This is a genomic window from Lachnospiraceae bacterium, from assembly GCA_022794035.1.
In the GTDB taxonomy this organism is placed as follows: Bacteria; Bacillota; Clostridia; order Lachnospirales; family Bianqueaceae; genus CALWPV01.
The window spans coordinates 39,051-52,762 of the sequence record JAAWDX010000004.1 but is presented as its reverse complement, the minus strand read 5'-3'; the positions used below and the strand labels follow the sequence as shown (position 1 = coordinate 52,762).

Below are 13,712 nucleotides of genomic sequence, written 5' to 3'. Positions count from 1 at the left end.
AACCACTCAGATCATACTGGCTTCCCAGCATTCGGGAATTTCCAGACCAAATATTTTCGCCACAGTAGGTGCCACATTAGCAAGTCCATATTCTCCGTCCTGAATGACATACTGTGCATTGGAATCATAAATGATGAAAGGAACCGGATTTAAAGAATGTGCCGTTCTTACCTGCACCTCTCCCTTTTTATTTTTCTCCAGCATCTCATCTGCATTGCCATGGTCTGCTGTTACCAAAAGAGTATAGCCGCATTCATCCACCACCTTCAAAAGACGGTGCAGGGCTAAATCTACAGCCTCCATACCGCAGATAACAGCGTCCATATTGCCGGTATGGCCAACCATATCACCATTAGGGAAATTACAGCGAATAAAATCATATTGGCCGCTACGAAGTGCTTCAATCAGATTATCTGTAATTTCTGCGCTCTTCATCCACGGACGCTGGTCAAAGGATACATTATCAGAAGGAATTTCACAGAAGGTCTCCAGCTCTTCACTGAATTTTTCACTCTTATTTCCATTCCAGAAATACGTAACATGTCCATATTTCTGTGTCTCCGACACAGCATATTGACGAATCTGATGCTTCACAAGCAGCTCAGAAAGCGTGTTTTTAATCTCAGGAGGGTTAACCAGATACCGCTTAGGCAGATTTAAATCGCCGTCATACTGCAGCATGCCGGCATAAAGCACCTGCGGAACCTCGCCGCGGTCAAAATAGGGAAATTCCTCATCGTCAAAGGCCATGCTCAGCTCAATCGCACGATCCCCACGGAAATTAAATAAAATGACGCTGTCTCCATCTGTCATCTTTCCAACAGGCTGACCATCACTCCCAATCACAAAGGGCGGAAGATCCTGATCGATAATGCCTTCATTTTCATTCCGGTAGGTTTCAATCGCCTCTTTAGCGCTGGCAAACTGCCGTCCCATACCATGCACATGTGTGTTCCAGCCAAGCTCTACCATCGGCCAATCAGCCTGATAACGATCCATTGTCACCTTCATACGTCCGCCGCCGCTGGCAATCTGTGCATGAAACTGCTCATCATTTAGCTCCGCCAGCTTTTCTTCCAGCTGCTCCACATATGTCAGGGCAGAAGTAGCCGGTACATCGCGCCCGTCTAACAGGATATGCACGAAAGCTTTATGAATTCCCGTTCTTTTAGCCTCCTCCAGCATAGTAAGCAAGTGTGCAATATTAGAATGCACATTTCCATCTGATAAAAGGCCGATAAAATGCAGTGCAGAATGATGCGCCGTGCAGTTTGCAGTCAGCTCCTTCCATGCCTGCGACTCATATATTTTGCCGCTTTCAATCGATTCATTGACCAGCTTCGCTCCCTGGGAATAAATCTGTCCACACCCGAGCGCATTATGACCTACCTCGCTGTTTCCCATATCTTCATCGCTTGGTAATCCTACAGCGCTTCCATGTGCTTTAAGACGCGTATGCGGACAGGTAGCCAGCAGCTTGTCTAAAGTAGGCGTATTAGCCGCCGTAACAGCATCTCCAAGGCCCGTCTTACTGTATCCTACGCCATCCATTACAACTAATAAAACTTTTTTGTTCATTGAAAATCCTCCAAAATGAAGTAAAATGAATAATCTATGATAAAACTGCTCGAAGCTCTCTTCTAAGCAGTGTATCATGCTCTATCCCGCATCAGAGGCACAGTTTTGGAAAAAGCTGCCAGCGCCTCCGGCGAAAAATAATAATCAAACAAAACGGTCGTCATATAAGAAGCATCCTCTGATTTCATAATCGTGCTGTAATACTGCGCTTCCTCATACTGAAAAACTGAGGCCAAACAGCTCTCTGCCTTAGATGTATAGCCTGTTTTTCCTCCTATATACATCATATCGGGAATTTTATATAGATCCCGCACAAAAAAACTGCTGTTTTTTAACGTATACGTCAGACTTTCCCCTTCTCTTAAGATCAAGATCGGGGCTTCTTTTTCCAACATGATTTTCTGAATTTCCGGAAGGCTGTAGGCCATCTGCAGAATTAAATTCAAATCATATGCCGTTGTATAATGCTCCTCATGGTGCAGGCCATGCGGTGTAACAAAATGAGTCTCATTGGCTTCGATCTCCTGCAGCTTAGCATTCATCAGCTCGGAAAAGCCCTCTAGGCTTCCTCCTACCTCCATCGCAATTGCCGTAGCCGCATCATTATAGGAACAAAGCAGCAAAGCATACAGCAAATCCCTCATGGAAATCTGATCGCCTTCTTTTAAATATAATAAAAGGCTTCCCTCTTCATAGCAGCCCTCCAGAGGCGCCACCGTAATCAAAGCATCCAAATCCTCTGTATGCTGAATCGCCAGATAAGCTGTCATCAGCTTAGTCGTAGATGCTGGATACAGCCTTGTGTGCTCATTTTTTGCATATAACACTTTGCCTGCTGCATCCACCACATAGGCAGCCTCTGCCTGAAAGCTTTTTTGAAAGTTATCCTGATAGCTGCTCTGCTGCGCCGCCTCAATCATTTTGGCGGATACCTCTTGGCTTAGTTTTACTTCTAGGATCTCCTCCTGTAAAAAGAGAGAGGCTCCTTGTGCGCATACCGGCTGACAAGCAGGAAAAGCCCTTTGAAACCACGTAAAATACAGCGTCACACCTATTCCTGTTATGAATAACAGCACGAGCAGCACAATGCCGAATCTACGTTTTTTCATCAGGCTTTTCTCCTTTTATTATAATTTAGCGCCGCAATTGGTGCAGAATTTAAGGCCCTCCTCTGGCAGCTTAGCGCCGCAGTTTCCGCAAAACTTTTTCTGAGCCGTTCCTGCCTCTGCACTCATCTGTTCATTCAGCTGTTTGGCCATATTCATCCCCATGGCCATTCCCATCATTGAGCCAGCCATATCGCTCATAGCTCCGCCGCCAGAAGAATTCATCATGGCATCTGTCATTTTTACCTTCTGATATTGATTGATATCTCCAATCATACTAACAGAAGCCGCTTGATTGATTTTCTCCTGAATTTCAGGCGGATACGAAAAGCTGGAAATATAAAAAGAAGAGATCGTCAGGCCAATTTTCCGCATATCCATGTCCAGCTCTGATTGGATCCCTGCTGAAATTTCACTTGCATTGGCCTGCAAATTAAACATATCCTTACCTTCAGCCGAAATCCATTTCATTAAATAAGAATCCAGCACATTAAGAATTCTATCCTGCACATCATCTACCGTAAAACGGTCACGCACTCCGGCAATTTGATCGATCAGCGCAATATAATCAGAAACCTTCATATTCAAGGTACCATAGCACCGTATCGGCAAGCCACCCGGCAGCCCCTGGGCAGGAAGTAAGATCGCATTTCTGGTGCCCCATTTGATTAAAAATTCCTTTGTATTGACAAATAAGACTTCTGCTCTCAGTCCACTGTTAAAACCAAATTTAAAGCCCTTTAAGGAACTCAGAAACGGAATAATCTGACTTGATATCTCATAGTTGCCTTCTTCTTTAAAGATCCCTTCTATCCGGCCATTGTACAGAAAAACAGCATCCTGTCCCGGCCGAATAATCAAACGGCTGTCCTTCTTGATCTCGCTGTTATGCCATTTCCAGAAAATAGCCTCTTGCCAGTTCTCATTCCACTCTACCACATTGGCTAATTGATTGCTGAATAACCCCATTCTCTTTGCCTCTTATTTGCCTAGCTTTGCTTTAAGCGCTGCTAATTCATCTTCCACACTCTGGGAAGGGGTATCATACTTAGCCATCAGATCCTCAACAGATTCTTCCTTTTCTGCTGCATTTAGTTCAGCCATCGCATTCGCCTGATCCAGCATCCGTTCAGCTTTCGCCTCCATACGATCAAATTCAGAAATACTGCCGCTGGCATTTTTAATACTGCTGCCAATTTCATTGATCTTTTGCTGCGTCTTGGCTACCGCCATTTTGGCTTTGATGGCATCTCGCCTTCCCTGCATTTCCTGAATCTGCTGTGTTAAATGCTGATGCATTTGCTTCATTTTGACAGCGTTTGCTGCTGCCAAATCATAGGCCTGCTTTAATGCCGTTACTTCTTCTGCCTTTGCCTGCTTTTTCTGCAAAAAAGTACGGGCATCGTCTTCATTTCCTGCTACAAGAGCCTTTTCTGCATAAGACTGCAATGTAGAGACCTCTGCGCTCGCCTCGTCATATTCGCGCTTTGCGCGTGCCTCTTCTGCCATAATGCCGGCTGTTTCTGCTTTGACCTCTCCTAGATTGTCCTGCAGATCCCTTAAAATCTGATCGACCATCTTTTCCGGGTCCTCCGCCTTATCTAAAAGAGCATTGATATTAGAAGCCATGATGTTTTTAAACCGTGCTAAAATTCCCATTGTAAACCCTCCTTATTGTGTTTGATCATTGTATTGGCTGACATCTGCCAGCACCTTTTTCCAACCCTGCACTGCAGGATGAAAAGCAATTTGATTGACAGCTGAGAGAGCTGCCTCCCTGTATACGCCGGCAAGCTCTAAGCTGCGCTTTGCGTATAGGGCCCAGACCCAAAGACAGCGCAGACTTTCCGGCGAAGCCAGTTCCTCATAGCGCTTGATTCGGTCCCTGTTCATAAGCCTCTGCGTTAATTCTAAGTCCTGATCCAGACTACCGGGCAAGGATAAGTAAAAAATGCATTCCATCCATACTCTTTGCTGTAAGAGATCCGGAAGATCGGCTAGTCTTTGATATAGGCTAAACAAATTCTGACCTGCTCTCTCGATCTGTCCCTGCCAAAGGGCAAGCTCATAGCAGCGCAAAAGCAGCAGGGCACTGAAAATCTTTCCCTTACGCTGTTTTTTGAGATCTAAGTCTAAACCTTCTTCAAGAATCGGTTTGGCTTTTGAAAACTGAGCCAGAATCCAAAGATTTTTTTGAAGTGCTTCTTTTTCTGCCGTATTTTTCTTTATTTGAAACACCTGCAGTCCATCGCTTGGTATACCAGCATGATATGCAGGTAAAGCAGTGAACATAAACGCCCATATGCCTGTTAGAAAAACAGAAAAGCAAAGACACCCCTGCCACTGCCCTAATGACCAGGATACTGCCAGCAAAAGAACAAGCGCAGCAAGAGCAGACAAAAGGTTAAATAGAGCCCCTCCCAGCAGATATGCCGTATAAGAAACTGCTTGCCTGGATCTTGGGGCCATTAGACAGCTTGTTAAGGCACTTTCCGGAAATGGAGCGCAGCTCCTGAATTTTTCTCCTTCTTTCACATAGGTGCGGTGAAAAAAGGTAAACGCAATCACACGCAGACCGCTGATCCTTCCCAAACAGTAATGCCCTGCTACATGAAGCAGCTTTTGCAGAATCATTGCCGCCAATATACAGAGGACAAATAGCAATGTGGGAATCGCCTCCTGCCGATTTTGCATCAAAGCGGCCGCCACCTCGTATCCCAGTTTTGCCCCTGCAGAAAAATATAGTATATATACTATAATCTGAAGGCATGAGCGGCCTGTTTTTTTTCTATTCATATAAACTATTTGACTCCAAAAGAAATTCCAATATCTTTAGCTGTTTGAATGAGAGGTAAGTCGGGAGAGACAAATTTAGTTTTTCCAGCTACCTCTTTAAGAGCATTGTGTCCGATTTGCCCCTGAATCATGGCTACCGTCTGCCCATAATTTTGATCAGCAATTAAATGCGCAGCATAGGCACCAAACTGTGTAGCCAAAATCCTGTCATAAGGAGAGGGACTGCCTCCGCGCAGATAATGTCCCGGATTCACAACTCTTGACTCTAATCCGGTTTCCTTCTGAATCATATCGGCCAGCTGATAGGAAACGGATGGATAATTATTTTCCTGTCTCTTTTTTAATCGCTCTTTCCGCTTTAATCCGCCTTCTTCTTTGCTAAAAGCTCCTTCTGCCACAGCAATGATCGTAAAATTACGCTTCTGCGATTTAGTGCGTGCCTCTACGGAGGCAATCACTTTTTCCGGTTCATAAGGAAGCTCCGGCAGCAAAATTACATCAGCGCCTCCGGCTACGCCGGCATATAGCGTCAGCCACCCTGCTTTATTTCCCATGATTTCAATGACCATAACGCGGCCATGGCTGTTGGCTGTTGTGTGAATTCGATCAATCACATCTGTACCAATGTCGGCTGCCGTATGGAAACCAAAGGTCACATCCGTCGCCCAGATATCGTTATCAATCGTTTTGGGAAGGCCGATTACATTCAGCCCCTCTTCCGAAAGAAGATTCGCCGTTTTATGTGTGCCATTTCCCCCAAGTGTTACCAAACAGTCAAGCCCCATCTTTTTATAATTCTTTTTCATATTTTCAACTTTGTCGATGTTATCCTCTTCGATAACACGCATGTTGCGATAAGGGCGGCGTGAGGTCCCTAAAATCGTCCCGCCAAGCGTAAGGATCCCTTTAAAATCTCCCGGCTTCATTTCTTGGTAATCTCCCTCAATCAACCCTTTATAGCCATCGGCGATTCCAATAATTTCTGCATCAAACAGATCATAAGAAGCCCTTGCTACTCCACGGATGGCCGCATTAAGTCCCGGGCAGTCGCCTCCGCTTGTTAAAATTCCGATTCTCCGTTTCAAATCTACACGCTCCCTTCTGTTTTCATTTGTATTTTACTATTTGATATTATAGCCTCTTTTTGATTTTTTGACCAGTCTTTTCTATGCAATCAGCGGAAATACATATATAGCTGACATTTTAGCATACCGTTATATAGCTTGCGTTTCTTGTCTGCCTTTCTATCAAAAATTTTTTCAAATTCCTCATGGGGTGTAATAATATAATAGCCCTGATTGCTTTCCGGTTTAAAAACAACCCCCATTTTCTGATATAGCTTTTCTGCCTCCTGAATATCTAAAAGCCGTTCGCCATACGGCGGATTGCAAAGTGTAATTGCCTTTTTGTGCTGCGGATTTTTTTCCATGAGCTCCTGAAGCTGCTTGGACTGATATCGGATAATATCTCTTTGTTCCACGCGGATGCGGGAGGACACCCTTGCTTTTGCTGCATTTTCCTTCGTCAGTGCCACCGCTTGAGGATCCAGATCATAAGCCACCCCTTCAAAGGGAGCCTCTTTTTTTATTGCGCTTTTAGCTTCTTCCCGTACTTCTTCCATAATTCCTTTGGGAAAGCATCCCCATTTTTCCATTGCAAAATGACGCATAATCCCTGGCGCAATGTTGAGCGCCTTTAAAGCCGCCTCTATGATCAGTGTACCAGATCCGCACATAGGATCACAAACTAAGCTATCGCTATGTACTCTGGCCAAATTTACAATGCCGGCAGCCAGTGTTTCTCTGATCGGCGCTTCATTTGCATTTTTTCGGTAGCCTCTTTTATGAAGACCTGCTCCGCTGGTATCCAGCAGCAGCGTTACCTCGTCCTTCATAATCGAGAATTGAATCTGCATGACAGGGCCTGTTTCCTCAAACCATGGATTGCCATAACACTCCTTAAGCCGCTCTACCACTGCTTTTTTTATAATTCTCTGGCAATCGGGCACGCTGTGAAGCTGTGAATTTAGGCTCCATCCCTTTACCGGAAAGGCATCCATCGATCCAATAAAATTTTCCCAAGGGGTTTCTTTGGTTCCCTCAAACAGCTCCTCGAAGCTGACAGCCTGAAAACGAGCCAGCACAATCAGCACCCGCTCGCCGCAGCGTACATTGACATTGGCGCGCGCAGCGTCTTTCCAGTCGCCTTCAAAGAAAACGCGGCCGTTTTCCGCCTGTACATTCTGAAATCCGGCATATCTCAGCTCATCTGCCACCAGCCCCTCCAGCCCAAACAGGGTTGGAATCATCATTTTCATCTGCTGCTTTTTCATACGTTCTCCTTCAGGCAGTCAAGCCGCTGATACGTAACAAATTCATAGGGTATATGATTTTCCTCCATCTCCGGGCTGCGCTCTATTTCCTGCCACAGAGTAAAATCAATGGTTGGAAAAAAGGTGTCGGCCTGCAGAAATGTTTGATGAACCAGCGTCAGATACAATCGCTGCGCCATCGGCAGTGCCTGCTGATAAATTTGACCGCCTCCAATGACAAAGACTTCCTCTTCCGTGTTTTGCGCTTTGCGCAGCTCCTCTTCCAGATTGTGACTGATCCTGACTCTCGGGTGATCGTTTTGAAACGCGGAATCATTGGTTATGATGATATGCTCTCGCTTTGGCAAAACACCGGGCAAGGATTCAAAGGTGCGCCGGCCCATCAAAATGGTGTGATTTAACGTAAGCTGCTTAAAATGCTTTAAATCCTCCGGCAGATGCCAGGGCATTGCGCCGCTTTGCCCAATTTCATTTTGCGCCCCGATGGCGACGATGATAGAAAGCATTATACCGCAACCTCCATTGAAATTTTATCATGATATTGATAATCCATCAATTTAATATCCTTCATTGTAAACTGATAGAAGTCTTTGATTTCTGGGTTGATCCAGAGCCTCGGCGCCGGATATGCCTGTTCTCTCCGGGTAAGCTGCAGGCGCAGCCCTTCGACCTGATTTTCATAGATATGTGCATTGTTAATCACATGCGTTAAAAGACCAGGACGAAATCCAGTTGCCTGTGCCAATAAATGTGTGAGTACGGCATACTGCGTTGTATTAAACGGAACGCCAAGCCCCATGTCTCCGCTTCGCTGCACAAGCATACAGTTTAATCTGCCGTCTGTTACGTCCCACATAGACAAAAAGCAGCATGGTGCAAGCGCGCCGGTCTCTAAATAGGGAATCTGCCACAGATTGACCATCATCCGGCGATCCTGCGGATTGTTTTTCAGCTGCTCAAGCAGCTTATCCACCTGATGATACTCTTTGATCACCCAGCCATAAGCTGTCCCGATGGTTCCATCCTCCTGCATCCATTCATCCCAAATATGAACTTTCTGCTTCTGCAGCTCCCTGACATCGTTGGACTGCTGCTGATAGATCCATAAAATCTCTCGGACAGCTGTACGAAATGCTACCTTTTTGGTAGTCAAAATGGGAAGTTCCTTCTCCAAATCAAACTGCATCGTCTGATGGGGCAATTTGTAAGTCGCAATGCCAGTTCTATTTTGATCGTAATAGCCATGTTCCAGAATATTCTGAACGATATCCAGATAAGCAGTATCATAATGACTCATATATGCAACCTCTTTTCTACTTCTGGGAGCGATAACACATCCACTCCTGCTTTTTCCAGAGCCGCTGCGGCACGCTGATTTTCATCTGTTTTTAAAATCACCATCGCATGAGAAGAAAGCTTTGTTCCAAATGCATACATATACTGGACATTGATCTCTAGCTGGCTCAGCGATGTAAGCGCATATAAAAGCCCTCCGGGCGCATCATGTACGTCAATCGCCAAGACCTCTGTACTCTGTACAATATACCCATTTTGCTTTAAGATCTCCTGCCCTCGCTCCGGGTCCGATAAAATCATACGAAACAGGCCAAAGTCCGAACTATCAGCAATGGAAATTCCATTCAAGTCAATTCCATGCTCTGCCAGCACCTTTAGAATATCCGTTAGGCGTCCGGGCCGGTTTTCAATAAAAGCAGTAATTTGCTGTATCATTCTTGTTTCCTTCCCCTCATAGTAGGATCCTATTAAATTACTGCTTAGTATACTATAATTTCATTGAAAAATCAATGTACCCGCCGTATAATACAAATACCGAATGATTAAATAAAGGAGGATTTTTTATGATTCAATTAGGCCCCCAGCTTTATACGGTCCGAGAGTTTACTCAGACCGCAGAAGGGATCGAAAATACCTTTCAGATCTGTCATGAAAACCACTACGAGACTGTACAGATCTCCGGTTTTGCCCCCCTTCCTGTTGAGGTCATGACATCCCTGCTCGAAAAATATGAAATTTCTGTGTGCTGCACCCATTCCTCTTTCGATCGAATGCAAGAGGATTTGAATGCGCTTATTGATGAGCACAAACAGATGCACTGTCCTGTCATTGGTCTTGGCAGTATGCCAGCTCCCTATCGCGATTCTGCAGAAGGTGTACGGGAATTCATTCGCGTTACCCATGAAATAGCCGCCCGCATCCGTGAAGCGGGTCTTCAATTTGCCTATCATCACCACAACTTTGAGTTTCAGAGATTAGAAGGTCGGCGTATCATGGACATGCTGCTTGAAGATACAGATCCCGAGCTTTTTCATTTTATTCCGGATACCTATTGGCTGCAAATGGGCGGTGTAAACCCAGCTTCCCATATCCGCAAGCTAAAGGGGCGTATTGAGGTATGCCACTTTAAAGACTTTGCCGTTAATTTTATGACACCTGTTTTTGCAGAGGTTGGCTATGGCAATCTGGATCTTTTAGATTGCTTTAAGGCCTGTATGGAAGCGGGCGTATCCGCTGTGGTGATTGAACAGGATGTATGTCCGGGAAACCCCTTTGATTCTCTGCAGATGAGTTATCAAAATCTTCTTTCTTTGGCATCTGCTGCCGGAGACCGTTAAATAGGAGGGCGTATGAATACAGTTCGGTTTGGTATTATTGGCATTGGCAACATGGGAACTACCCATGCTCAAAATCTGTATGACGGCAAGATACAAAATGCTGTATTGACTGCTGTATGCGATATTGCACCAGCCCGCTGCGCTTGGGCTCAGGAGCATCTAAAAGGGATCTCGGTTTTTCACTCTGCCGATGATTTTTTTAAAGAAGCAGCTGTGGATGCTGTTCTGATCGCCGTCCCCCACTATCTGCATCCCCTCTATGCAGAAAAAGCTTTTTCTCTTGGCCTTCATGTGCTGACCGAAAAGCCTGCTGGCGTTTATACCAAGGCGGTCCGCTCCATGAACGATGCAGCTAAAAAAAGCGGCCGTGTATTTGGTATCATGTATAATCAGCGAACCAATCCTGTGTATGCCAAAGTGCGTTCTATGATTCAGGGCGGCGAGCTCGGGGAGCTAAAGCGCGTGATCTGGATCATTACCGATTGGTATCGTTCACAAAGCTACTATAACAGCAGCTCCTGGCGCGCTACCTGGTCGGGTGAGGGCGGCGGCGTTTTACTCAATCAATGTCCTCATCAGCTCGATCTCTGGCAATGGATGTGCGGTATGCCTTGTGAAATCCGTTCTTTTATGCAGTACGGAAAGGGCCGTGATATTGAAGTTGAAAATGATGTAACCACTTATGCCCGTTATCCTAACGGAGCGACTGGTGTTTTTATCGCCTCTACTCATGATACGCCGGGAACCAATCGTTTAGAAATTATCGGAGATATGGGTAAATTGATTGTCGAACGTTCTCAGCTTACCTTTTACCGCAACAAGCAGGGCGAGACTGCATTCAATGCTTCTTACACCGGCGGATTTGGCGAACCCGGATATGAAACCATTCCCATTGCCATTACAGAGCAGGAAACGGGGCATAATGGTATTTTACAAAATTATACCGACGCCATTTTAACTGGCTCTCCTCTCCTGGCTCCCGGTGAGGAAGGAATTCTCGGCCTTTCCATTTCCAATGCCATGCATCTCTCTGATTGGACAGGACAAAAAGTAAATCCCATGCAGATGGATGAGGACCTGTTTTATCAATTGCTGCAGGAAAAAATAAATGCGTCCACTTTTCACAAGCAGACGCAGGTACAGACGCTAAATACAGAAAACACATATTAAAAGCAATACTAAAAATGACGGAATCTTTTCCGTCATTTTTGTTTACCTAAAGCGGCAAACCGGCTGATAAGATTGATTCCTGCGTTAAAAATTTTTGAATTTTTTGCAGACTATCCATCTCATAGGTTACCTGAATCGAACTTGGAAGCGGCTCATGAAGCGGATTATACCACAGCGTATCGATCCCTGCATTCATGCCTCCCTGCATATCGCTGCTAATGGAATCGCCGATTAAAAGGATTTCTTCTTTTCTTACCTTCCGGATATGTGCAAACACATACTCAAAATAGGCAGTATGCGGCTTAGCGGCTCCTACCTCTTCGGATACAAACATTTTCTCAAAGTATTTGCCTATGCCAGACGCCGCCATGCGTCCCAGCTGCACTTTCTGAATTCCGTTTGTCACCGCATATAAAGTATAGCGCTGCGCCAGTGCCTGCATCAGCTCTTTGGCTCCGGGTAATAAAAAACCGTTATGCGAGAGCTTTTCTGCATACTCCTGCCCCGCTAAGACCGGATCATATTCAAACTGCAGATAAGATAAAAAGCCTTCAAATCGCTTGCTCTGCAGCTGAGATTTCGTAATTTCTCCTCTTTCCAAGGCCTTCCAGCATGCATCATTGAAATCATGATATGCTTTTACTGCCTCCTCTGAGCAGGGCAGCCCCCATTCTGATACCAAATCTACGATGGCCTTTTGTTCAGCCCTTTGAAAATCATATAGGGTACCATCTAGATCCAACAATATAACCTGATATTCTGATTGTTTCATATGAGTCCTCCTGTAAGCCGAGTTCTGTCGTGGACGATCATCTTTCTTGGACGTTTGTTACCAAACGCCTCACGCGACCTACCCGAAGACACGACGGGCCGCCGTATCGCCTTCTATTCGGTCTTGCTCCGGATGGGGTTTACATGTGCCCTCTCTGTCACCAAAGAGGCGGTGAGCTCTTACCTCGCCATTGCACCCTTACCGCAGTCATGCTGCGGCGGTATATTTCTGTTGCACTTTCCTGGGAGTCACCTCCACTGGACGTTATCCAGCATCCTGCCCTAAGGAGCTCGGACTTTCCTCACAAACAGCCTTTCGGCTCTTGTCTGTGCGATCGCCCGGAGAACTCATACCAATTTAGTATATCATATTTGATTTAAGATTACAAGAATGCAGCGCCAATGATCCCCGCATCATTTCCCAGCGTTGCCGTCACAATCTTAGGCACTGAGACCTGTTTACAAAAAACAGAAGCCTCTACCTGCCGGCGAATGGGCGTAAGAATCTTCTCTCCCTGCCCGCAGATGCCGCCGCCAATCACAACGACCTCTGGCTGAAATACATTGACCACATTGGTGATGCCTTCTGCAACATAGAACAAATACTGATCCACCACCTGCTGAGCTGTCCGGTCTCCTTGTTCAGCTGCCTGAAATATCTTGAGGCCATTCAATCCTTCTTTTTCCGCGGCCAAAAGACTCTCCGGATGCTGCTGCGCAGCCTGATTGCCCATCCGAATCAGCGCTGTGGCAGATGCATAGGCTTCATAGCACCCTCTGCGTCCGCAGGTACAGAGCTCTCCGCCGCTGCAAAGAACCGTATGTCCGATTTCAGCTCCTGCATGATTCACACCGTCATAGATAGCGCCGTTCAAGATAATTCCGCCGCCAACTCCCGTCCCTAATGTGATCATAACGGCAGAAGCATAGCCCTTTGCCGCTCCCGCCAGATATTCTCCCAGCGCCGCGCAGTTGGCGTCATTATCCACCTTCATCGGGATCGGAACATATTGAGCGAGCTCTTTCAAAAGCGGAACATTATGCCAATTCAGATTGTTTGAAAAAAGAATGTTACCACTATCCTTTTCCGGCGTGCCGGGACTGCCAATGCCCACAGAACGGATTTTATCGGGCGTCACATTCCCCATCCGCATCAATCCCTGCACAAGAGTTCCCATATCCTGAATCACCTCTTGATAGGGGCGCTCACTTCTCGTCGGCATGTTCATCCGGCAGAGGATTTTCATATGCTCATCCAGCAAAGCACCGGCAATATTCGTTCCCCCGAGATCAATTCCAATTCGCATGATATTTCCTCATTTCTAT

The 13,712-nt window shown here is 45.9% G+C and carries 14 protein-coding genes and 1 other RNA gene; 2 read left to right on the top strand and 13 right to left on the bottom strand.

All coding sequences use genetic code 11. The features are described from left to right. Positions 1-6 precede the first annotated feature (6 nt). The 10 genes from HFE64_04170 to HFE64_04125 all read right to left on the bottom strand — a co-directional run bounded on the left by HFE64_04170 (position 7) and on the right by HFE64_04125 (position 9,543). Entirely contained in the window at positions 7-1,578 is a 1,572-nt protein-coding gene (locus HFE64_04170; protein MCI8632664.1) for a 2,3-bisphosphoglycerate-independent phosphoglycerate mutase, read from the bottom strand. A gap of 74 nt (positions 1,579-1,652) precedes the next feature. Beyond that, positions 1,653-2,687, bottom strand: coding sequence for a D-alanyl-D-alanine carboxypeptidase (locus HFE64_04165; protein ID MCI8632663.1), 1,035 nt, complete (start codon positions 2,685-2,687; stop codon positions 1,653-1,655). A gap of 18 nt (positions 2,688-2,705) precedes the next feature. Next, positions 2,706-3,653 carry a hypothetical protein gene (locus HFE64_04160; GenBank protein MCI8632662.1) on the bottom strand — a complete coding sequence of 316 codons (948 nt, stop codon included), beginning with the start codon at positions 3,651-3,653 and terminating at the stop codon, positions 2,706-2,708. Positions 3,654-3,665: 12 nt separating this feature from the next. Beyond that, complete coding sequence (locus HFE64_04155; protein ID MCI8632661.1) at positions 3,666-4,343, bottom strand: PspA/IM30 family protein; 678 nt, start codon at positions 4,341-4,343, stop codon at positions 3,666-3,668. Positions 4,344-4,355: 12 nt separating this feature from the next. Next, positions 4,356-5,378: a hypothetical protein gene (locus HFE64_04150; protein ID MCI8632660.1), complete on the bottom strand. Its 1,023-nt coding sequence runs from the start codon at positions 5,376-5,378 to the stop codon at positions 4,356-4,358. Between the two features lie 107 nt (positions 5,379-5,485). Further along, entirely contained in the window at positions 5,486-6,565 is a 1,080-nt protein-coding gene (locus HFE64_04145; protein MCI8632659.1) for a 6-phosphofructokinase, read from the bottom strand. Positions 6,566-6,654: 89 nt separating this feature from the next. Next, entirely contained in the window at positions 6,655-7,812 is a 1,158-nt protein-coding gene (locus tag HFE64_04140; GenBank protein ID MCI8632658.1) for a class I SAM-dependent RNA methyltransferase, read from the bottom strand. After that, positions 7,809-8,318 (bottom strand): dihydrofolate reductase, encoded by a 510-nt coding sequence (locus tag HFE64_04135; protein ID MCI8632657.1) that lies wholly within the window; start codon positions 8,316-8,318, stop codon positions 7,809-7,811. Before HFE64_04135 ends, HFE64_04140 begins: the two co-directional genes overlap by 4 nt. After that, complete coding sequence (locus HFE64_04130; protein ID MCI8632656.1) at positions 8,318-9,109, bottom strand: thymidylate synthase; 792 nt, start codon at positions 9,107-9,109, stop codon at positions 8,318-8,320. The genes HFE64_04135 and HFE64_04130 overlap by 1 nt, the downstream gene beginning before the upstream one ends. Then, positions 9,106-9,543 (bottom strand): ACT domain-containing protein, encoded by a 438-nt coding sequence (locus tag HFE64_04125; GenBank protein ID MCI8632655.1) that lies wholly within the window; start codon positions 9,541-9,543, stop codon positions 9,106-9,108. Before HFE64_04125 ends, HFE64_04130 begins: the two co-directional genes overlap by 4 nt. Before the next feature lie 128 nt (positions 9,544-9,671). On the opposite strand from HFE64_04125, the gene HFE64_04120 reads away from it, so the two are divergent. Both HFE64_04120 and HFE64_04115 read left to right on the top strand, forming a co-directional pair. After that, on the top strand, positions 9,672-10,445 hold the full coding sequence (locus HFE64_04120) for a TIM barrel protein (protein ID MCI8632654.1): 774 nt from the start codon (positions 9,672-9,674) through the stop codon (positions 10,443-10,445). A gap of 12 nt (positions 10,446-10,457) precedes the next feature. Beyond that, positions 10,458-11,615, top strand: coding sequence for a Gfo/Idh/MocA family oxidoreductase (locus HFE64_04115; protein MCI8632653.1), 1,158 nt, complete (start codon positions 10,458-10,460; stop codon positions 11,613-11,615). Between the two features lie 46 nt (positions 11,616-11,661). On the opposite strand, the gene HFE64_04110 is transcribed toward HFE64_04115, so the two are convergent. The 3 genes from HFE64_04110 to HFE64_04100 all read right to left on the bottom strand — a co-directional run bounded on the left by HFE64_04110 (position 11,662) and on the right by HFE64_04100 (position 13,696). Beyond that, the gene (locus HFE64_04110) at positions 11,662-12,387 is read right to left on the bottom strand and encodes a noncanonical pyrimidine nucleotidase, YjjG family (GenBank protein MCI8632652.1); all 726 of its coding nucleotides are present in this window, start codon (positions 12,385-12,387) and stop codon (positions 11,662-11,664) included. Next, an RNA gene (rnpB, locus tag HFE64_04105) (RNase P RNA component class A) lies at positions 12,385-12,737 on the bottom strand. Before rnpB ends, HFE64_04110 begins: the two co-directional genes overlap by 3 nt. Before the next feature lie 32 nt (positions 12,738-12,769). Beyond that, positions 12,770-13,696, bottom strand: a complete 927-nt coding sequence (locus tag HFE64_04100; GenBank protein ID MCI8632651.1) for an ROK family protein — start codon at positions 13,694-13,696, stop codon at positions 12,770-12,772. Between the last annotated feature and the right edge of the window lie 16 nt (positions 13,697-13,712).

What these genes read in the sequence shown, in the direction of transcription:
- HFE64_04170 (MCI8632664.1), bottom strand. Translation starts at nt 1,578, where the DNA reads ATGAACAAAAAAGTTTTATTAGTTGTAATGGATGGCGTAGGATACAGT.
- HFE64_04165 (MCI8632663.1), bottom strand. Translation starts at nt 2,687, where the DNA reads ATGAAAAAACGTAGATTCGGCATTGTGCTGCTCGTGCTGTTATTCATA.
- HFE64_04160 (MCI8632662.1), bottom strand. Translation starts at nt 3,653, where the DNA reads ATGGGGTTATTCAGCAATCAATTAGCCAATGTGGTAGAGTGGAATGAG.
- HFE64_04155 (MCI8632661.1), bottom strand. Translation starts at nt 4,343, where the DNA reads ATGGGAATTTTAGCACGGTTTAAAAACATCATGGCTTCTAATATCAAT.
- HFE64_04150 (MCI8632660.1), bottom strand. Translation starts at nt 5,378, where the DNA reads ATGCAAAATCGGCAGGAGGCGATTCCCACATTGCTATTTGTCCTCTGT.
- HFE64_04140 (MCI8632658.1), bottom strand. Translation starts at nt 7,812, where the DNA reads ATGAAAAAGCAGCAGATGAAAATGATGATTCCAACCCTGTTTGGGCTG.
- HFE64_04135 (MCI8632657.1), bottom strand. Translation starts at nt 8,318, where the DNA reads ATGCTTTCTATCATCGTCGCCATCGGGGCGCAAAATGAAATTGGGCAA.
- HFE64_04130 (MCI8632656.1), bottom strand. Translation starts at nt 9,109, where the DNA reads ATGAGTCATTATGATACTGCTTATCTGGATATCGTTCAGAATATTCTG.
- HFE64_04125 (MCI8632655.1), bottom strand. Translation starts at nt 9,543, where the DNA reads ATGATACAGCAAATTACTGCTTTTATTGAAAACCGGCCCGGACGCCTA.
- HFE64_04120 (MCI8632654.1), top strand. Translation starts at nt 9,672, where the DNA reads ATGATTCAATTAGGCCCCCAGCTTTATACGGTCCGAGAGTTTACTCAG.
- HFE64_04115 (MCI8632653.1), top strand. Translation starts at nt 10,458, where the DNA reads ATGAATACAGTTCGGTTTGGTATTATTGGCATTGGCAACATGGGAACT.
- HFE64_04110 (MCI8632652.1), bottom strand. Translation starts at nt 12,387, where the DNA reads ATGAAACAATCAGAATATCAGGTTATATTGTTGGATCTAGATGGTACC.